The sequence below is a fragment of the Gordonia neofelifaecis NRRL B-59395 genome (assembly GCF_000192435.1).
In the GTDB taxonomy this organism is placed as follows: domain Bacteria; phylum Actinomycetota; class Actinomycetes; order Mycobacteriales; family Mycobacteriaceae; genus Gordonia; species Gordonia neofelifaecis.
Genome location: NZ_AEUD01000002.1, coordinates 254,140 through 274,640, shown reverse-complemented (window position 1 = coordinate 274,640; position 20,501 = coordinate 254,140). Strand labels below are relative to the sequence as shown.

Genomic DNA, 20,501 nt, shown 5'->3' with positions numbered 1-20,501 from the left:
GTTCACGCCGGCACGGACCTCTGCTGCGCGCCCGAGTACGCGGAGAGCGGACGGATCAGGGCATTCGACTCGGTCTGCTCGATGATGTGCGCAGTCCACCCAGTGATCCGGCTCATCACGAACAGTGGCGTGAACATCGGGATGTCGAAACCCATCAGGAAATAGGCGGGTCCGGTCGGGAAGTCGAGGTTCGGGCGGATCCCGGTCCGCAACAGCATCTCCTCCTCGAGTTCTGCGTAGATCGTCAACCACTTGGTCCGCCCGAGGTGCGCAGACATCTCGCGCAGAGCGCGATACATCGTCGGCACCCGCGAATCCCCTCGCTTGTAGACACGACGACCGAAACCCATCACCTTCTGCTCGGCAGCGAGCTTGGCGTCGAGCCAGGCGCGTGCCCGTTCGGGTCGGTCGATCTCGATCATGTCGTGCATGACCGCCTCGTTGGCACCGCCGTGAAGCGGACCCTTGAGTGCGCCTATCGCGGCCGTGACCGCGCTGTACACGTCCGATCCCGTGGACGTCACGACCCGCGCCGCGAACGTCGACGCGTTGAAGCTGTGCTCGGCGTAAAGAATCATCGACTGCTCGAACGCCTTGACCACCACTGGATCCGGGACTTCACCGAAGCACATGTTCAGGAAGTTCTCCGCGTACCCCAAGCCGTGGTGTGGAGGGACCGGCTCGAGTCCTCGGCGCCTCCGCAAGTCCGCCGCCACGATGGTCGGCAGCACCGCGAACATGCGCTGCGCCTTGTCCAGCAGTGACGCGGGCGTGGCGAGATCCTCGTCCGGATCCTCGGTCCCGAGATAGCTGATCATGGTTCTGACGACGTCCATCGGGTGACAGTTCTCCGGTGTGCGGGCCAGGACCGCACGCGCGGAACGGTCGAGGCGCCGCGCCGCGCGCTCCCGCTGCGTGAACTGCTGCAGTTGTGCGTCAGAGGGCAGCTCGCCGTACCAGAGCAGGTAGGCGACCTGCTCCATCGAACACTTCTCGGCGAGTTCCTGGACCGGGTAACCGCGGTACGTCGGGGAATTGGTCTCCGGCACCACCTTGGAGACGGCGGTGGTGTCGACGATGACTCCGGCCAGTCCCTTGTGGACGGCACCCGCGTTGTTCTGCACGGCAGTGCGGCGCGCATTGCCAGTCGTTCCGGTCATTTCGGCTCCCCAGGTCGGATGTACGTGAAGATGGTGTCGTCGAATGCGTTGTAGGCGGCGTAGCGCAGGACCTCGTAGAGCCTGGAGCGGTGCTGCATGCCGTCGAGGAGCCCCCGTTGGGTTCCCGTCTCGGCGATCTCGCTGAGACCGGCCTCAACGGCGCCCATTGCGAGGCGAAGGGTGGTGACCGGATAGATCACCGCGTTGTACCCGAGATCGCTGAGCTGCGCAGCGGTGAGGAGCTCAGACTTGCCGAACTCGGTCATATTCGCCAACAACGGGACGTCCACCGCGGCGCGGAAGCGCTCGAACTCGGATTCCGTCGCGAGGGCCTCGGTGAAGATGAGATCGGCACCCGCATCGGCGTAGGCCTTCGCCCGGTCGATCGCCGCGTCGAGGCCCTCCACAGTTCTCGCATCGGTACGTGCGCAGATCACGAAGTTCTCGTCTCGTCGAGCCCGAACGGCCGCGCCGAGACGACGCAGCATGTCGTCGACAGGCACCACGTCCTTGCCATCGAGATGACCGCAACGCTTCGGGTTCACCTGGTCCTCCAGATGGCAGCCGGCCAGGCCCGCACCCTCCAGCGCCGCAACGGTCCGGGCGGCGCTCATCGGTTCACCGAAGCCGGTGTCCGCGTCGACGAGAGTTGGCAGGTCGGTCGCCCGCGCGATGGCGCCGCCGCGCTGGACGACCTCGGTCTGTGTGGTGAGACCGATGTCCGGCAGTCCGAGATCGGCTGCCAACGCGGCACCCGACACGTAGACACCTTCGAAGCCCGCATCCGAGATCATCTTGGCGACCAATGGGGAGAAGGCGCCCGGCCAACGCTGCAGTTCCCCGGAGTTCAGCGCGTCGCGCAAGCCGCTGCGTTTGTCAGCATCGCTGACGGCTGAGGTGAAGACACTTCCAGTGGTGTCGTCCATGTCAGAGCAGGCCCTTTCCGGTCTCCGGTACCCCAGCGAGCACGTCGGCGAGCACACGGACGTTGAGCGACGTGAGTGTGCCTGACGGCAGTTCGGCGAGCCCGGTCGCTGCCTCGATGAATCGGCTTCGCTCGGCCGGGGCGACCACGCCGTCGGCCATCCGCGTGAACTTCGCCAGATACTGCTCGCGGGCGAAGGGCCGCGCACCCAGCGGATGCGCATCGGCGACGGCGAGCTCGTCCTCGATGACTTCGCCGCTGGTCAGTGTCACGACAGCGCGCGCGCCGAAGGCCTTCTCGTTCGGGTCGATCGCGTGGTACCGGCTAGTCCACTCGGGGTCCTCGACGGTCGAGATCTTGTTCCAGAGCTCAATCGTGTCGGGACGCGAGGCGCGCTCGGGAGCATACGACCGCTCGTGGTCCCATTCGCCGTCTTGCAGAGCCACCGCGAAGATGTACATGACGGAATGGTCCAGGGTCTCGCGACTGGCCTTCGGGTCGAACTTCTGCGGATCGTTCGAGCCGGTGCCGATCACGTAGTGCGTGTGGTGGCTGGTGTGCAACACGATCGACGCGATCTGGCTCAGATCGACGATTCGCCCACGCATGCGCCGAGCCAGGTCAATGGGGGCCTGACTCTGATACTCGGCCGAATGCTCCTTGGTGTAGCTGTCCAGAATGGCCCTTTTCGGTTCTCCGCGCGCGGGCAGCGGCACCGTGTAGCGCGCATCTGGACCACCGAGCATCCAAGCGATGACACCGTCTTCGCCCTCCCAGATCGGCGACGGCGCGCCCTCGCCTCGCATGGCGCGGTCGACGGCCTCCACCGCGATCTTTCCCGCGTGTGCCGGGGCATACGCCTTCCAACTCGAGATCTGTCCCTTGCGCGATTGACGAGTCGCGGTCGTCAGGTGCAAGGCCTGACCGACTGCCTGGTAGATCGTTGAGACATCGAGACCGAGCATGGTGCCGAGTCCGGCCGCGACCGACGGACCGAGGTGCGCCACGTGATCGATCTTGTGCTCGTGCAGACACATTCCTCGGACCAGATCGATCTGGATCTCGTACGCGGTCGCCAGACCACGGAGCAGGTCCGCGCCAGTGGCCCCGACGCGCTGGCCGACCGCGATCAGGGCGGGGATGTTGTCGCCCGGATGCGAATACTCGGCGGCCAGGAACGTGTCGTGAAAGTCCAGTTCCCTCACGGCGACACCATTCGCCCACGTCGCCCATTCCGGAGCGTACGAGCCATCGACGCCGAACACCGTGGATCCACCTGGCAAGGGACGGGACTGCGCCTGGAGGCGGGCGTTGGTGACTGAGCGTCGCGTCACCGACGCGGCGCTCACGGCTGCATTGTCGATGATTCGATTCACGATCATCTCCGCGGTGTCATCCGGCACCGCGACCGGGTCGGCCGCGACCTGCGCGATCTTGTAGGCCAGGTGTTCTTCGATGGGAAATACTTCGGCGCTGCGCCGGGAACCGACTTCGTGGTTGATCATGTTTGCACCGTACGCACGCCAATAGACTCTGTAACAGTCCAGGCAGATGCGTATTTTTGCGAATAGTGTCAGTCGCTACTGCGAATGTTGCGGATGGTGATTCCGATACAGTCGAACGCGTGGCGAAAACGTACATCGGACCTCGTCTACGCCGATTGCGCGAAGAGCTCGGCCTGTCACAGGCTGAGCTCGCGCGACGTCTGGATTTGTCTACGACCTATGTGAACCAGTTGGAGAACGATCGTCGGCCGATCACCGTCCCGGTACTGCTCACCATCACCGCCACATTCGACCTGGCACCCGACTTCTTCTCCGTGTCCGGCGATGCGAGGCTCACTGCGGATCTGGCCGACGTGATCCTCGAGCAAGGCGAGAAGGTCACCCGCGCAGAGGTGTCGGAACTCGTGGCGCGAATGCCCGCCGTCGGTAACGCGCTGGTCGGGCTACATCGCAGACTCGCCGCGGCGACCGACGAGCTCGAAACACTGCGGCACCTATCCGGCGGGGATGCGTCCGACCCACACGTGACGCCGTTCGAGCAGGTGCGCGACTACTTCTACGACCGTCGCAATCACATCGCGGAACTCGATCTGGCAGCCGAACGTCTGTTCGTCGATGCCGGCCTCTCAGTCGGCGGACTCGATCTGCAGTTGGCCGATGTCTTGGCCGAGAACTTCGGGATCCGAGTACGGATCGCGCCTGCGGCGCACCACAGCGGGCCCAAACGCGTCTATGACGAGGGCTCAGCGACGGTGACGCTGGCCCGTCACCTGTCCGCGGGCCAACGCGCGTTCCAACTCGCGACACAGCTCGCGCTAGCGTCGCAACGTCTCGAGATCGATCGGCTCGTCGCGGCCGCAGACGGTCTGAACGCGGCTTCGATCCCAGTGGCCCGCGTCGGCCTCGCGAACTACTTCGCGGGTGCGTTGGTCCTGCCCTACACCCAGTTCGCTTCTGCAGCGCGCGAGATGCGGTACGACATCGACCTGTTGAGCCGACGGTTCGAGGTCGGCTTCGAGACAGTGTGTCACCGGCTGTCGACGTTGCAGCGGCCGGGCGATCGCGGAGTCCCCTTCATCTTCGTGCGCGTCGACAAAGCGGGAAACATCTCGAAGCGACAGTCCGCCACGGCATTTCATTTCTCCCGCGTCGGTGGTAGCTGTCCGCTGTGGGTAGTCCACGATGCGTTCAGTACCCCCGGACGCATCCGCACACAGGTCTCCGAGATGCCTGACGGACGCAGCTACTTCTGGCTGGCGCGCACCATCGACTCCAGAACCAGTGGACACCTCGCACCCCCGTCTGACTTCGCGATCGGTCTCGGATGCGATCTCGCGCACGCCGACGAACTGGTCTACGCCACCGGAATCGATCTCGCGGAGCAGCGCACCGTCGTGCCGATCGGTGCTGGATGCAAAGTCTGCCCTCGTCCGACATGCGCCCAACGCGCGTTCCCAATGCTCGGCAAAGGAATTCACATCGACGAGAGAGTGAGCGACTCCGTCCCGTACCGTCCGTCGTGAACGATACGGGACGGAGTCGACGCCTCACTCGTGAGCGAAGCTCACCTTCGGCAGCGCCTTCCGCAGCCAGGCGGGTGAGGCCCACGCCGCCTGTCCGGTCAGCCGAAGCAGAACCGGGAGCAGGACGAGGCGGATCAGGAAGGCGTCCAGCAGAACCGCGACGCCGAGGATCACACCCATCTCCTTCGGGGGCAGCGGACCCGACAACGCGAAGGTGAAGAACACCGCGACCATGACACCGCCGGCCGCGAAGATGACCCGGCCCGAGTGCGCCACCGCGCCGACCATCGCCGACTTCGGGTCGCCGTCGCGCTCCCAGTGCTCCTTCGCCGAGGCGAGCAGGAAGACCGTGTAGTCCATCGCGATCGCGAAGATCATCGCGAAGAAGAACACCGGAGCCCACGCGTCGAGGAACCCCTGAGGCTCGAAGCCGAACAGACCGGCCCCGATGCCCTCCTGGAAGACGAGACGCGCCACGCCGAAGGCCGCCGCCGTCGACAGCAGACTGACCAATGTCCCGAGGAACGAGATGAGCGGTGCCTGCAGCGCGAACAACAACAGGAGGAACCCGAGTGCCAGGACGACGGCGATCACGATCGGCGTGCTGCGATCGAGTTGCGCCTTCAGGTCGAGGTTCTCGACCGCCGCGCCGCCCACCAGGACGCCGTCGGGCAGATCCGCCCGCAGACGATCGACGGTCGCCCCGAGCGCCGGATCCGATGGATCGACTGTCGGCATCGCCTGGATCATCCGGTAGTCGGCGCCGTCCGTCGGCATCGCGGGAGGCATGGCCGCGGCGATGCCCGGGTCGTGCGCGAGCACCTCCCGCGTGGTGCCCGCCGAAGCCGTCGGCGCCACGATCGTCAACATTCCGGGCGCGCCCGGACCGAAGGCCTCCTGGACACGGTCGTAACCGACCCGTGCACTGGCGTCCTCGGGCAGAACCTTGATCGACGGCATCGCCGTGGTCAATCCGAACAGCGGAATCGAGAGGGCGATCAGGATCGTCAGCGCGGCAGCACCCCAGCGCAGCGGGTGCTTCCAGAGTCTCTGAGCCCACGCCTCGAAGCGCGGCGATCGATGCTCACCGACATTGACCCACGGCAACGGGAGCTTGTCGATCCGATGGTCGAGCTTCGACAGCACCAGCGGCAACAGAGTCAGGGTGGCCGCCAGAATGAACACGACCGAGATCATGATGCCGCCGGCCATCGAACGGAACGACGGCGACGGAACGAGCATGACCGCCGAGAGCGAGACAAGGACCGTGCCGCCCGAGAGCAGGACCGCCTTGCCCGCGGTGTCCATGGTCTGCGCGATCGCCGCGTTCATCGACGACCGCTGCCCCATCCGGGCCGCGCGGAATCGGACGACCAGGAACAGCGCGTAGTCGATACCCAGCGCCAGGGAGAACATCATCGCGAAGTTCATCGCCCAGATCGAGACCGGCACGACCATGTTGACCAGGACCAGAACGCCTGCCGACGCGACCAGCCCGGCGATGGTCAGCAGAAGCGGAAGCCCCGCTGCGACCAGCGCGCCGAACGCGAGCACCAGGATGAACAGCGTGACCGGGAAGGAGATCATCTCCGAGGTCATCATCGCCTCGAGGTTGGCCTTGTTGAAGTCCGACCACATGACCGACGCCCCGGTCGGCGCGACGTCGACACCGTCGACCGACAGGGCCTTCAGCTTCGGTGACAGGTCGGTCGCGACGCGCACCATCTCGTTGGTGTCCGCGCCCGCGCCGCCGATGACGATCGCCGTGGATCCGTCCGGCGACAGGGTGGCACCGGGCGTCGGATCGAGCACCTGACTGATCCGTGGATCGGATGCCAGGACGTCGTGGACCTGCGAGAGCACCTTCGCCCCGGGCTCGCCGGTGAGCCGCTGGTCGCCCTTCACGACCACTTGAATCGCCGACGAGGCGTTGCCGCCGAAGTGTTCGACGGCGAGTTCCCGGGCCGCGACCGAGTCTGAGCCCTGAGCCTGCCATCCGGCGCCGGACAGGCTCTTCTCCACCGAGGGCGCGAAGACGCCCAGGCCGATGATGATCAGGATCCAGGCGCCTGCGACCACACGACCGTGCGCGGTCACCCAGATGCCGAGTCGGCCCAGCGGGCCGGGTCGGGGCGAACTCGCCCCGTCGCGGTGCGTCTTCGCACCGGTTGTCGTCTCAGTTGTCACCAGTCCTCCTGTCGTCATCCCCCCGGGGGGTTACCGCACAGACCGTACATCCCCCCAGGGGGTTGTGCAATACTGGGTGAGACGAAAGGACTTGAGATGCAACTCCCCGAAGACAAGCTGAAGCCGGTCCTCACCCGACTCCGCCGGGCACACGGCCACCTGGCAACCGTGATCCGAATGCTCGACGAGGGCGCGGAGTGCGAAGATGCGCTCACGCAGTTGGCCGCCGTAGAGAAGGCCCTCGCGCGCAGCGGCTACGCCCTGGTCTCGACCGGACTGATCCACTGCATCAGCACCGAGGGTCCCGACAACGTGGATCAGGCGAAGATGGAGAAGCTCTTCCTCTCCCTTGCCTGACCCGGTCCCTCGCCCGGCCCGGACGCGGCCGCGACTCAGCCCACGTGGTCGCGCATCGCCAGCTGAACGGCGGTGAGGAGACGATCGTCGGGGTCGTCGAAGCGCAGACCCGACAGTTGCTGTGCGCGGTCGATCCGATAGCGCAACGTGTTGGCGTGGATGCCGACGCGCGCGGCGGCGTCGCGGACGTTGCCGTGCGCCTCCAGATACGCGGAGACCGTCGCGACGAGTCCGGCGTCGTGCTTATCGTCGTACGCGACCAGCACCGTCACCCGCGGATCGACGAGGTCGTCGCGTCCGGAGATCGCGTCGAGGATCTCGCCGAGCAGCACCGCGGTGCGCGACTCCGCGAGGCTGGTGACGCGCGCGCCGCCGACCGTCGCGGTCGCCGACAGCACCCGGTCGACCTCGGTGCGGCCGGCGGGGACCTGAGCGAGGCCCGCGAGCGGTGTCACGACCGCCGCGCGCAGCACCGCCCCCGCCAGGGCCGGGTCGCCGTCGAACCGCGCGACCAGACCACCGGCCCAGCGCATCACCGCGCCGCTGCCGGCCGCGGGCAGAAGGATGTAGGCCCGACCGTCGAGAACGGTGGTGACGGCGACCGAGGCGAAGGCGCTGGCGTGCAGCCGGATCGCACCGCCGACCGCGATCATCGAGTCGGCGTGTGCGGCCCGGTCCCCGCCGACCGGTGCCACGCCGATCACCGTGACCGCCTCGTCGACCGGCCACCGCAGGTATGCACCGGCCGAGGAGGCGTCGATTCCGCCGTGCGCGCCGAACAGCCGCTGAACCAGTTGCCCCTCGGTCGAGGGCGCCTGCATCTCCCTGGTCAGCACTCGCGCGGCGATCGCCGCCGCGCCCCGCAGCACCTCGGCCGAATCGTCGGCCAGCGGCTTCGTGCCCTCCTGCACCCAGATCGATCCGAGATGCCTGCCCGACCGCGAATGCACGCCGATCACCAGCCTGCGCCGCATCGCCTGCTCAGGATGCTCCGGCACGTCCACCACCTCGCCGCCACGGCGAATCGCGTCGAAGACGCCCCACTTCCGCAGCAAGTCGAGGTATGCGGGTGGTCCCGCTCGACCGAGGATCGTCTGCACCCGTAGGTCGTCCGCCTCGCCCTTCGACGGCGAGTACGCCAGGACGCGGGCACTCGTGGCGTCCTCGATCGACACCAGTCCCCCGGTCCCGCCCGCGATGAGGCCGACGAGTCCGTACAGATCGACGTCGACCGCCGGGGCCAGCACCCCGGCCTCACCGTCATCGCGCACTCGGTCCAGACACGCCTGCACGGTGACCAGAACGCGGTCCCACCGCGCACGTGGGTCCAGCACGACCACCGCCACACCCGTCTCCCGTGCCGCCGAGCCGAGTTCGGGTGCGTCGACCTTCGTCAGCACGGCGACCGGCCGACGGCCGACGGCCCCGGGATCGGCCGACCTCCGCAGCCAGCGCACCAGGTCCGTCGCACTCGCACCCACCACCAGCACGGCATTCGTCGCCGGCTCGGATCCACCCATCAGATCGTCGGATTCGACCATCGAGACCGAGCCGATCCGCATCGCCGGATCAGGCGGAACCGGGACGTTCGAGACGGCCGTGTCGAGCGCCGCGACGACGTCGACCACCGGGACCGACGGTTGCATGGGCATGTCCCGAAGTCTGCCATGCCCGGCTGGAGGAACGCACAAGATCACGCCGTTCACTTCGTACGACCTGACGAGGACCTTCGCGCCCGTCGAGACGTCTACTGACTCCATGACCACCGCACACGCCGCCGACTCCCATCCGGCGCCCGCCACCGTGACCGCCGAGCTGACGGGGATCGCCGCCGACGCCGAAAGCCTGGTGACCCGCTGGCTGAACGCCGCGGCGACCACCGAGACCGAGCCGCACCCGGCCGCCCGCCGGCTCGCCGCCGTCCTCTCCGATCCGCGCGGACTCGACTTCACCGTCGGCTTCGTCGATCGCGTGATCGGCACCGAGGACACCAAGGCCGCGGCCGAGGCCCTCAGTGAGATCGCCGCCGACACCCCGGCGACGCTCGGCGCCCTCGACCGCCTCCAGATCAAGGCGGGCGGAGCCGTCGCCGAGAAGCTGCCCGACGTGGTGATTCCGGTGGCCCGCGCCCGCATGCGGTCGATGGTGGGTCACATGATCGTCGACGCCCGCGACCGCCCGTTCGGCAAAGCGGTGGCGCGTCTGCGGCGAGGCGGTCATCGACTCAATCTCAATCCCCTCGGCGAAGCCGTGCTCGGCGACTCCGAGGCCGACAAGCATCTCGCCGACGCCCGCGCACTCCTGCGTCGCGACGACGTCGACTACGTGTCGATCAAGGTCTCGTCGGTCGCGTCGCAGATCTCGATGTGGGCGTTCGACGAGACGGTCGACTACGTTCTGGATCGGCTGACCCCCATGTATCTCGAGGCTGCGGCTGCGCCGGCCGGTACCAAGTTCATCAATCTGGACATGGAGGAGTACCGCGATCTGGAGCTCACGATCGAGGTCTTCACCCGTCTGCTCAGCCGTCCCGAGTTGAAGGACTTCGAGGCCGGAATCGTCCTGCAGGCCTACCTGCCCGACGCGCTCGGTGCGATGAAGCGGCTCTCGGAGTTCGCGGCGCAGCGGGTGGCCGACGGCGGAGCCGGAATCAAAGTCCGGCTGGTCAAGGGCGCCAACCTCGCGATGGAGACGGTCCACGCCGACGTCGCGGGCTGGCCGAAGGTCACCTGCTCGTCGAAGACCGCCACGGACGCGAACTACAAACTGGTGCTGCACTGGCTGCTGACGGCCGAGCGCATGCGGGGTCTTCGCGTAGGGGTCGCCGGCCACAATCTGTTCGACATCGCCTTCGCTCATCTCCTCGCCGATCGGCGCGGCGTCTCCGACCGGGTCGAGTTCGAGATGCTGCAGGGTATGGCGACCGAGCAGGCCGAGGTGCTCAGCGCCGACGTCGGGCAGCTCCTCCTCTACGTCCCGACCGTGAAGCCGAAGGAGTTCGACGTCGCAATCTCCTACCTGGTACGACGCCTGGAGGAGAACGCGTCACCCGAGAACTTCATGTCCGGGGTCTTCGATCTCGCCCCGGGCAGCGAAACCTTCGTGAGGGAAGCGGGACGGTTCCACGCCGCAGTCGACGCGCTGGGCCGCATCCTCACCGCTGACGGCTATCGAGCGCCGCACCCGAATCACCGGCAGGACCGTGGTGCCGAGCAGACCGAGGGCTCCCGGTTCGACGAATCGCTTCCTCTTCCCGGTTTCGCGAACGAGCCCGACACCAACCCCGCCCTGCCCGCGAACCAGGCCTGGGCGCGCGCCGCTCTGGCCACGGCGACTCCGGAATGGCTTGCCGCTCAGCCTGTTCCGCCGACCGTGGCGGAGGACCAGATCGACGCGCTGGTCGGTCGGGCCCGGGACGCCGCAACCCAGTGGGCCGCGCGCCCGGCCACCGAGCGCGCGACGATCCTCTACCGCACGGCCGAAATCCTGTCGGCCCGCCGCGGTCACCTGGTGTCGCTGGCCGCGGCCGAGGCGGGCAAGGCCGTCGCCCAGTCCGATCCGGAGATCTCCGAAGCGATCGACTTCGCCAGGTACTACGCGCACCGCGCGCTCGAACTGGACCAGGTCAGCGGCGCCGAGTTCACGCCGGACCGCGTGGTGGTCGTGACACCGCCGTGGAACTTCCCGATCGCCATCCCCGCGGGCGGCACGTTCGCCGCGCTCGCCGCCGGCGCGGCGGTCATCCACAAGCCGTCGAAGCCGACTCCGCACTGCTCCATGGCGATCCTCGAAGCACTCTGGGAGGCCGGCGTCCCCCGCGACGTGTGTCAGGGCGTCTTCCCCGACGAGGGACCCGCGGGACGCCGGCTCATCAGCCATCCGGACGTCGACCGAGTGGTGCTCACCGGCGCCTCCGACACCGCCGCCCTGTTCGCATCGTGGCGGCCCGAACTCCGCATCAACGCCGAGACCTCGGGCAAGAACGGCCTGATCGTCACCCCCTCCGCGGATCGGGACCTCGCGATCGCCGACCTCGTCCACAGCGCCTTCGGCCACGCGGGCCAGAAGTGCTCGGCCGCCTCACTCGGCATCCTCGTCGGAAGCGTCTACAGCTCGGAGCGCTTCCGCCGCCAACTGGTCGACGCGGCGTCGTCGCTGGTCGTCGACTGGCCGTCGAACCCGTCCGCGACCGTCGGTCCACTCACCGAGGACCCGTCGGAGAAGCTGAGGCGAGCGCTCACCACGCTGGAGCCGGGCGAGAGCTGGCTCCTGAAGCCCCGGCAGTTGGACTCGTCGGGCAGGCTGTGGTCGCCGGGCATCAAGGACGGTGTCGCCCCCGGCTCGTTCTTCCATCGCACCGAGTGCTTCGGACCGGTGCTCGGCCTGATGCGGGCGGACACCGTCGACGAGGCGATCGAACTGCAGAACGCCACCGACTTCGGCCTGACCGCGGGCCTGCACTCGCTGGAGGTCCGCGAGGTCCGCACCTGGCTCGATCGCGTCCAGGCCGGGAATGTCTACGTCAACCGCGGGATCACCGGCGCGATCGTCCGCAGGCAGCCGTTCGGCGGATGGAAGCGCTCGTCGGTGGGGCTGGGCTCCAAGGCCGGCGGCCCCAACTACCTGATGCTGCTGGGCACCTGGGCCGATCGCAAGCGGCCGTCGGTCCGCACGGCACCGGAGACTCCCGAGGTCGCCGACTTCTACGACACCGTGGCGCACAAGCTCACCTCCGACGACGCCGCGTGGCTGCACGCGGCGCTCGCCGACGACGACGCGGCGTGGGCTGCCGAGTTCGGGACGCCGCGCGACGAGACCGGCCTCGCGAGCGAGGCGAACATCTTCCGGTACCGGCCCGCCGACGTCGCGGTGCGTGTCACCGCGGACGCCGCACCCGTGCGTGTCGCCCGGCTGCTGGCCGCCGCCCGTCGCAGCGGTGCCCGGGTCGTCGTCGTCCCGGCACCGGGCATCGACGGCGGACTCCGCTCCGTCCTCGACACCACGGCGACGAGCCTCGGGCTGACCGTCGACGCCGTCCGCGACGACGAGGACTTCGTCGCGCGGCTCACCGAGCGAGGGATCACCCGGATCCGCACCGCGGCTCCCGCCGGGCCGGAGCTCCGTCGACTCGTGGTGACCCGCCCGGACCTCGCCCTACTCGACGACGCGGTCACCGCGTCGGGTCGAGTCGAACTGCGCTACTGGCTGTCCGAGCAGGCGGTCTCGATGACCCTGCACCGGTTCGGGAATCCCGACCGTGCGTTCATCGAGTTGGCGGCCGACCTCAAGTCTTCGTGAAGAATGACAAGGTGGAGGCATGCATCCTGTACGCCCCCACATGAGCCAGCGGGGTTCGAGCAGGAAGAATCTTCCTGAACCAGAGACTTGTGTCACATTTGACGCGCAGGCTCCGGCCGAACACACCCCCGAGGAGATGAATAGATGACCGTCGCGCCCGACGAGAAGTCCATCCAATTGGTCGCGGTCGCGCTGTACTTCGCCGCCATGCTCGGCATCGGCTGGTACGCGTACCGACGCACACGCAACGACTTGGACGGCTACATGCTCGCCGGGCGCGGACTCAAACCCTGGGTCGCCGCACTGAGCGCGGGTGCCTCGGACATGTCCGGCTGGCTGCTGATGGGCCTGCCCGGAGCGATGTACCTGTCCGGACTGTCGGCGTCGTGGATCATGATCGGTCTGCTGATCGGCGCCTGGACGAACTGGAAGACGGTGGCACCGCGTCTGCGCGCCTACACCGAGGTGGCCGGTGACTCGATCACCATTCCGAGCTTCTTCGAGTCACGCCTGCGCGACACCTCTCGCATCCTGCGGATCACCTGCGGCGTGATCATCCTGGTGTTCTTCACCTTCTACGTCTCCAGCGGCATGGTGGCCTCGGGCAAGTTCTTCGACAGCTCCTTCGGCGTCGACTACACCGCGGGCATGCTGATCGTCGCGGGCATCACCATGCTGTACACCCTGTTCGGCGGCTTCCTCGGCGCCTCCCTGACCGACGTCGCGCAGGGCCTGCTCGTCGTCGTCGCGCTGCTCGCCGTGCCGATCATCGGCATCATCGAGCTCGGCGGCATCGGGGCCACCATCGACGGCGTCACCGCGGCCAAGGACAACGGCTTGAGCTTCTTCGCGGGCAGCACCGTGATCGGCATCATCTCGTCCGCCGCGTGGGGACTCGGATACTTCGGCCAACCGCACATCATCGTGCGGTTCATGGCTCTGCGCACGCCGTCCGAGGCGGGTGTGGCGCGACGGATCGGCATCGGCTGGATGTTCCTGTGCGCGCTCGGCGCCGTCGGCACCGCGCTGGTCGGCATCGCGTACTTCGCCCAGCACAACGAACAGGCGCCGAAGGACGCGGAGACCGTCTTCCTGTCGCTGTCGCAGCTGCTGTTCCACCCGTTCATCGCCGGACTGGTGCTGGCCGCGGTCCTGGCGGCGATCATGTCGACGATCTCGTCGCAGTTGGTCGTCTGCTCGTCCGCACTGGTGGAAGACCTGTACAAGCTGGTCGCCGAGAAGACCGGCCGCGGCCGGGACCTCAGTGACAAGACGTACGTGCAACTGGGCCGGCTCGGCGTGCTCGCGATCGCGGTCATCGCGGCGCTGCTCGCGCTCTCGCCCTCGAACAGCATCCTCGACCTCGTCGCCTTCGCGTGGGCCGGTTTCGGCTCCGCGTTCGGACCCGCGATCATCCTGTGCCTGTACTGGCGCCGCGTGAGCACCGCCGGCGTGCTGTCCGGCATCGTCGCAGGCGCGTTGGTCGCATATGTCTGGGGTCAGACCGGACTCAGCGACGACCTCTACGAGATCATCCCCGGCTTCGCCGCCAGCATGATCGTCACGGTCGTCGTCAGCCTGTTCACCTTCCGGGAGAACCCGGTGATCGACGAGGAGTTCACCCGCGCGGTCGAGCTCAGCCGCTCCAAGGCGCCCTACGTGGAGCCGACGCCGGACGAGTTCGCGAACGCCTGACTCACTGACGCCACCGTAATGCCTCGAGAGCCGCCGCGACCGCGACGGCGTTCGCGTCCAGCGGTCGGGGCAGTAGTTCCTGCGCCCTGGCCACGTGCCGGACGACGGTGTTGCGGTGGGTGTACAGGTGCGCGGCGGCCGCACTCGCGTTGCACTGGGCAGCGAACCAGGCCCGCATCGAGTCGTGCAGTCCCCGATCGGCGAGGGCGAGGTCGCCGAGCGTGTGCGCGATGAAGTCGTCGAGCCGGGTCAGATCACTCGTCATCGCCGCCAGCAGCGCGAGGTCGTCGTAGGCGGCGAACCGGGTCGCTGAACCGAGACGATTCAGCAGCTGTTTTCCCTCGAGCGCTTCGAAATGACTGCGCCGGAAGCCTTCCCGCCCGTGCCCCGCAGACCCCGCGGCGATCCGGACATGGGGATGGTCGGCGAGCGCCGATTCGACTGTCAGCCGCTCCGTCGGCAACCAGACCCACAGCTCCGACGCACCGGCCAGCACAGTGAGACGACGAGTGACACCCGAGGCGACCATGATCGCCTCGCACGCGGCTTCGAGGTCGTCGGGGGCGACGCCGGCGTCGCCCGAGATCACCATGGCCGACTGCGGACCCTCGACCGAGTACCGAAGCTGCAATTCGGCTCGTGCCGGCGCGACCGGGGCACCTTCCAGGATCAGCGCTACCACCGCTCGCCGCTGGGCGTGCGTGTCGCCCGCGAGTTCGGCGCGCGCCACGTCGATCTGCCGGGCGAGTTCGCCCACCGTGTCGTCGATGAACGTCGCGATCGACACCGACGTCACCTCGAGCAGTTCACGCAACGCTTCGGGATCGTGCGTGAGTCCGAAACAGATCTGCATCCACAGCCGCCACGCTGTGTTCTGCGCCGTCCGGAACGAGTCGAGCGCGCCGGCGTCGAACCCTCGTCGAACCAGGTCCCGGATGAAGCCGACGGTCTCCTCGGTGAGGTTGACCGTGACCCGCGCGCCGGGACGCTCCAGGTTGCTCTGCGCCCAGTGATTGAGGTTGCCCTGGTTGATGCGGAGCGCCACTTCGCGGAGATCGAGGTCGACCACCACGCGCTCCATGCCCGCCGGATGCATCGCGGCGTCGTTCATGTCCGCGATCCATGCCTCCGGCGCGTTCAGAACGACCTCGACACCGGCGCGGATCAGAGCGGCGACGGCAGCGCTCGGCTCACGAAGTTGCTCCAGGTCAGACCCCATATGGTCGATTATGCACTCGGTCTCCCCACATTCTGGTGCGATTCAACCTTGCAATTCACGGACTCTTACAACGATCATTGGTATCGAAGTCATCAGCCCTCTGGACGAGTAGGAACACGAATGACCACGGACGTCAACGCCACCGAGCAGATCCTGAGCGATCAACCGCTCGACGTCGTCATCCTCGGTGCGGGCATCTCCGGCATCGGTGCCGCCCACTACCTGACCACCGAGCACCCCGGCAAGCGCTTCGCCATCCTCGAGTCCCGCGAGTCGATCGGCGGCACATGGGACCTCTTCCGCTACCCCGGTATCCGCTCGGACTCCGACCTGAACACCTTCGGATACGAGTTCAAGCCGTGGCGCGACCCGCAGGCCATCGCCGATGCCCCGCGCATCCTCGACTACCTGCGCGAAGCCGTCGACGAGGATCACCTCGAATCGAAGATCGTCCTCAACCGTCGCGCGGTTTCCGCGGACTGGTCGGACGCCGAGCAGCTCTGGACGCTGACCGTCCGGCACAACGACAGCGACCAGACCTCGCTGGTGAAGACCCGCTGGGTGTTCGCCGGAACCGGCTACTACAACTACGCCGAGGGCTTCACCCCGGACTTCGCAGGCAGGGACGACTTCCAGGGCCAGATCGTGCACCCGCAGCACTGGCCCGAGGACCTCGACTACCGGGGCAAGAAGGTCGTCGTCATCGGCTCGGGCGCGACCGCCGTGACCCTGGTTCCGTCGATGGCCGGCGAGGCCGGTCACGTGACCATGCTTCAGCGCACGCCGACGTACGTGATCCCGCTGCCCCGTGAGGACGCGATCTCCAACGCCATGAAGAAGACACTCGGCGCCGACCGCGGCTACAAGCTGAGCCGGCACAAGAACATCTGGCAGCAGAAGTTCTTCTACCAGTTCTGCCAGCGTTTCCCGCGCACGGCCCGCAAGGTGATCCGCGCGACGAACGCCGCACTCCTGCCGCGTGACTTCGACCTCGACACCCACTTCAATCCGCCGTACAACCCCTGGGATCAGCGTCTGTGCGTCGTTCCCGACGGTGACCTGTTCAAGGCCGTCAAGAAGGGCACCGCGTCGATCGAGACCGGCCGGATCAAGCGGTTCGTCGCGGGCGGCATCGAACTGGAGACCGGCCAGGTCATCGAGGCCGACGTCATCGTCACGGCCACCGGTCTGAATCTGCAGCTCTTCGGCGGGATGGAACTGAGCCGCAACGGCGAGTCGGTCGATCTCGCGAACACCGTCGCCTACCGCGGTGCGATGCTCTCGGGCGTGCCCAACTGGATGCTGGCGATCGGTTACACCAACTCGTCGTGGACCCTCAAGATCGGCCTGCTGTGCGAGTACTTCTGCCGCGTCCTGACCCACATGGATCTCGCCGGCTACACCTCGGTGGAGGCCGTCGCCGACCCGACGATGGACACGCGACCCCTGCTCGACTTCGGGGCCGGCTACGTCAAGCGCTCCCTCGACCGCCTGCCCAAGCAGGGCACGCAGGCACCGTGGACGATGACCATGGCCGTCTCCGCCGACGTGAAGCAGCTCCGCAAGGGCGAAGTCGACGACCAGTACCTGACCTACCGCCGCGTGGTCGAGAAGGTCGACGCGTAGTTCTGCTCACGCCACTCGGGTAGCCGCTGACGACGAGCCCCGGACCGATCAACGGTCCGGGGCTCGTTCGGTTCGGGAGACGGCCGGATCAGCTGCCGAACACGTCGGTCAGACCACCGAACAGTCCGCCGAGGCTGCCGCTGCTGCCGTTGTCACCAGGCGTTTCGGGATCGGGATTCCCCGGATTCCCCGGATCGCCCGGCTCTTCACCGCCGGCCTCCTCGGCTACGACGTTCCTGATCGACGATTTGCCGGCGACCACTGCCTTCAGTTCGACAGCCCCCGCGGACGATGGAGTCCACTGGCACGTCGCCTTTCCACCTGCACCGATCGCCAGTCCGGAACAGATGGCGGCCCCGTTCGCCGTGAGCGCGACCGCGCTGCCTTGCTCAGCGTCGGATGTCACCGTGATCGTCGTCGCGACGCCGACCTTGGGAGATCCGGTCACGGTGAGCACCGGAGCACCCGGCTCCGGCAACGGGTCAGCGGCGGCCACAGTGCCGGAGATCGTTCCGGTTGAGCCGTTGGTCGTCGGAGTCCCCGAGTACACCGCCTTCAGCGAGTACGCACCGCCTGCACTGGGCTTCCAGGTCACGGTCGCAACGCCGGTGGCGACCGTGGCAGTGCCGAGTGACGTCCCGTTATTGAAGAACTCGACGGTACCGCCCGTCGCCCCGCTGCCGTCAACGTTGACGACAGCCTTGACGGTCGAAGTCTCGCCAGCCTTCGGCGCCGGTGTCACCGACACCGCAGTCGATGACGTCGCCTTTGGTGCGGGTGCCACCACGGTGATAGACGGACCGACGTTCGCCCTGTTGTTGTTCTTCTCGAACGCATTAGTCGTCGACCACTGCAGACCGCCGGTGTTCAACGCCCCCGGCGCGCACGTGACGGTGTAGTCCTGCCTCCAGATCAGCGGCGTCGCCTGCCACGACCCGCCGCCGCTCGCGGCGATCTTCACCCAGCCGTCGCCGGACGTGACCTCATTGGGCTTCTTAGTCCCCGTGCCATCCGGGTCATTCGTGTACGTGCCACCCGACACAGTCCACACCGAGGTGTTCGGCACTGCTTCGAGGCAGGTCGGATGGTTGTCGCGCACGCTGTACACCAGCCATGCCATTTTCCGATCGATCCGATTGGTCACCGTGATCCGATCGCCGACTGTGACCGTGCCGTTGTTCACAGCGGCACCGCCCACTGTTCGAGAGAAGCTAACGGTGTCGTTACTGCCGGTCACCGGGGTCATCGTGTCGGCTGCCGCTGTGCCGATGCCCGATGCTCCGGCGACGATCGCGGCTCCCGTGGTGAGCAGCGCGAGCGCTGCCGGCCTATTGAATCTGCTCATCTGTCTCCTCCTGAGTCAGCCGAAAAGGTTTGCGAGGCTGCCGGATCCCAAGCTGCCACTGCTGCCGCTGCCGGAATCGTCCTGACCATCGCCGCCGGTACCCGGATCGCCCGAGCCGGAACCGCCACCGGTGCCTGGCGACGGAGCCCGCTCCACGGTGATGATCGGCCCGACGTTCGCCTTGTTGTTGTTCTTCTCGAATGCGTTCGTGGTCGACCACTGCACACCGCCCGTGTTCAGTTCACCCGGCGAGCAGTTCACGACGTAGTCCTGCGTCCATACCAAGGGGGTGGCCTGCCAGGAACCGCCGCCACTCGCGGCGATCTTGACCCAGCCTTCGCCCGACGTCACCTCGTTCGGCTTCTTCGTCCCGCTGCCGTCCGGATTGTTGGTGTAGGTTTTGCCACTCACGGTCCACACCGAGGTGTTCGGCACCGCTTCCAGGCACGACGGATGGTTGTCTCGCACGCTGTACACCAACCAGGCCAGCTTGCGATCGATCCGATTGGTGACGGTGATCGTCTCTCCGACTCGGATCTTCCCGTCGGCGAGGGCCGCGGACTCGACCGAACGCTGGAAGCTGACTGTGTCATTGCCGCCGGTCGCGGGCCCGACGCTGTCGGCGTGGGCGGTGCCGGCACCGACTCCCGCCATAGCGACGGCTGCACAGCCTCCCAGAATGGCCACTGTTCGTTTCGCTGCAAACATACTCAACTGCTTTCTCGAAGTCGTCGTGCGGACCGGTCAGCCGACCAGGTCGCCGAGACTGCCGGTGTAGATGCTTCCGGTGTCCATGCCGACACTTCCGCTGGCTGGGTTCTCCGCGATGTGGACCGTGTCGGTCACCGTGACCGGCTCCTCGCTCGAAATCACTGCTTTGAGCGGGTACTTCCCTGCCTTCTTCGGCACCCACGTGCAGGTGACGCGACGGTTACCGTCGAGTTCGAGGTTTCCGCAGCCGTCGAGAGTCTTACCGTCGGAGGTCAGGACCACCTTGTCGCCCGGTCGCCCATCCGGATTCTTGATCGTGATCTGGACGTCGTTGTTGACGATCGCGTCCTTCGGGTTCACCGAGATTCCGGGAACGCCCGGCGTGACGTCGACAGTAGGTCCGACGTTCGGATGGCTGCCCTGATCGCCGACCCAGGTGGTGGAGTACTGGAGGCCGCCGGTGTTCAGCGCTCCGACGTCACACATCAGGAGATAGTCCTGGGTCCAGGTCACGCTCTCCCACGAGTTCGCGCCCGGAGGCTTGATCTGAGTCCACCCGAGCCCGGACGTCACCTCGCTCGGGCGCTGGGTGCCGGCGTGGTTCGGATCGTTGGTGTACGTCTTACCGCTGACGGTCCACACCGAGGTGTTGGGGACGGCCTGCATGCACGACGGGTGCGTGTCCTTGACGTAATAGATGAGCCAGGCCAGCTTGCGGTTCACCCGGTTCGTGATCGTGATGGTCTCCCCGTTGGGCACCTTGCCGTTGACCAGCTTGAAACCGCTGACCTCTCGCGAGAAGTCGACGGCGCTACTGCTTCCCTTCGCCGGGCCGACGGTGTCGGCGGCCGCCGCGCCGACACCGGCCATCACACCGACCGCACCCAGTGCGGCGATCGCCCCTGCTGCTGCGAGCCTGCGCAGCACGACCTTCGTATTCAAGACATCCT

General features: G+C 67.1%; 14 protein-coding genes. 5 read left to right on the top strand and 9 right to left on the bottom strand.

The window, feature by feature from the left end:
• Positions 1 to 2 precede the first annotated feature (2 nt).
• Genes SCNU_RS03575 through SCNU_RS03565 form a run of 3 tightly spaced genes read right to left on the bottom strand, consistent with a single transcriptional unit; the run spans position 3 to position 3,590 of the window.
• A complete protein-coding gene (locus SCNU_RS03575) occupies positions 3 to 1,160 on the bottom strand; it encodes a bifunctional 2-methylcitrate synthase/citrate synthase (protein WP_009677991.1) in 1,158 nt (385 codons plus the stop codon).
• Entirely contained in the window at positions 1,157 to 2,086 is a 930-nt protein-coding gene (gene prpB, locus SCNU_RS03570; RefSeq protein WP_009677990.1) for a methylisocitrate lyase, read from the bottom strand. The genes SCNU_RS03575 and prpB overlap by 4 nt, the downstream gene beginning before the upstream one ends.
• A gap of 1 nt (position 2,087) precedes the next feature.
• A complete protein-coding gene (locus SCNU_RS03565) occupies positions 2,088 to 3,590 on the bottom strand; it encodes an MmgE/PrpD family protein (protein WP_009677989.1) in 1,503 nt (500 codons plus the stop codon).
• 119 nt (positions 3,591 to 3,709) lie between these two features.
• Between SCNU_RS03565 and SCNU_RS03560 the strand changes: the two genes are divergently transcribed.
• On the top strand, positions 3,710 to 5,113 hold the full coding sequence (locus tag SCNU_RS03560) for a short-chain fatty acyl-CoA regulator family protein (RefSeq protein WP_040517512.1): 1,404 nt from the start codon (positions 3,710 to 3,712) through the stop codon (positions 5,111 to 5,113).
• A gap of 24 nt (positions 5,114 to 5,137) precedes the next feature.
• Here SCNU_RS03560 and SCNU_RS03555 read toward each other — a convergent pair whose 3' ends face one another.
• Positions 5,138 to 7,318, bottom strand: a complete 2,181-nt coding sequence (locus tag SCNU_RS03555) for an MMPL family transporter (protein ID WP_083812543.1) — start codon at positions 7,316 to 7,318, stop codon at positions 5,138 to 5,140.
• 78 nt (positions 7,319 to 7,396) lie between these two features.
• Here SCNU_RS03555 and SCNU_RS03550 point away from each other — a divergent pair, with 78 nt between their 5' ends.
• Positions 7,397 to 7,657 (top strand): metal-sensitive transcriptional regulator, encoded by a 261-nt coding sequence (locus tag SCNU_RS03550; RefSeq protein WP_009677986.1) that lies wholly within the window; start codon positions 7,397 to 7,399, stop codon positions 7,655 to 7,657.
• Positions 7,658 to 7,692: 35 nt separating this feature from the next.
• Here SCNU_RS03550 and SCNU_RS03545 read toward each other — a convergent pair whose 3' ends face one another.
• Positions 7,693 to 9,309 (bottom strand): PucR family transcriptional regulator, encoded by a 1,617-nt coding sequence (locus SCNU_RS03545; protein ID WP_040517572.1) that lies wholly within the window; start codon positions 9,307 to 9,309, stop codon positions 7,693 to 7,695.
• A gap of 106 nt (positions 9,310 to 9,415) precedes the next feature.
• Between SCNU_RS03545 and SCNU_RS03540 the strand changes: the two genes are divergently transcribed.
• Together SCNU_RS03540 and putP are read left to right on the top strand one after the other, a co-directional pair.
• Positions 9,416 to 12,955, top strand: a complete 3,540-nt coding sequence (locus SCNU_RS03540) for a bifunctional proline dehydrogenase/L-glutamate gamma-semialdehyde dehydrogenase (RefSeq protein ID WP_009677984.1) — start codon at positions 9,416 to 9,418, stop codon at positions 12,953 to 12,955.
• Positions 12,956 to 13,099: 144 nt separating this feature from the next.
• Entirely contained in the window at positions 13,100 to 14,650 is a 1,551-nt protein-coding gene (putP, locus tag SCNU_RS03535; RefSeq protein WP_009677983.1) for a sodium/proline symporter PutP, read from the top strand.
• Position 14,651: 1 nt separating this feature from the next.
• On the opposite strand, the gene SCNU_RS03530 is transcribed toward putP, so the two are convergent.
• On the bottom strand, positions 14,652 to 15,869 hold the full coding sequence (locus tag SCNU_RS03530) for a helix-turn-helix domain-containing protein (RefSeq protein WP_009677982.1): 1,218 nt from the start codon (positions 15,867 to 15,869) through the stop codon (positions 14,652 to 14,654).
• A gap of 120 nt (positions 15,870 to 15,989) precedes the next feature.
• Between SCNU_RS03530 and SCNU_RS03525 the strand changes: the two genes are divergently transcribed.
• Positions 15,990 to 17,495 (top strand): flavin-containing monooxygenase, encoded by a 1,506-nt coding sequence (locus SCNU_RS03525; protein ID WP_009677981.1) that lies wholly within the window; start codon positions 15,990 to 15,992, stop codon positions 17,493 to 17,495.
• A gap of 88 nt (positions 17,496 to 17,583) precedes the next feature.
• Here SCNU_RS03525 and SCNU_RS03520 read toward each other — a convergent pair whose 3' ends face one another.
• The 3 genes from SCNU_RS03520 to SCNU_RS03510 form a co-directional block, all read right to left on the bottom strand.
• Positions 17,584 to 18,840, bottom strand: coding sequence for an Ig-like domain-containing protein (locus SCNU_RS03520; protein ID WP_009677980.1), 1,257 nt, complete (start codon positions 18,838 to 18,840; stop codon positions 17,584 to 17,586).
• A gap of 15 nt (positions 18,841 to 18,855) precedes the next feature.
• Positions 18,856 to 19,308 (bottom strand): hypothetical protein, encoded by a 453-nt coding sequence (locus SCNU_RS03515; RefSeq protein ID WP_238526287.1) that lies wholly within the window; start codon positions 19,306 to 19,308, stop codon positions 18,856 to 18,858.
• A gap of 276 nt (positions 19,309 to 19,584) precedes the next feature.
• On the bottom strand, positions 19,585 to 20,493 hold the full coding sequence (locus SCNU_RS03510) for a hypothetical protein (RefSeq protein WP_009677978.1): 909 nt from the start codon (positions 20,491 to 20,493) through the stop codon (positions 19,585 to 19,587).
• Between the last annotated feature and the right edge of the window lie 8 nt (positions 20,494 to 20,501).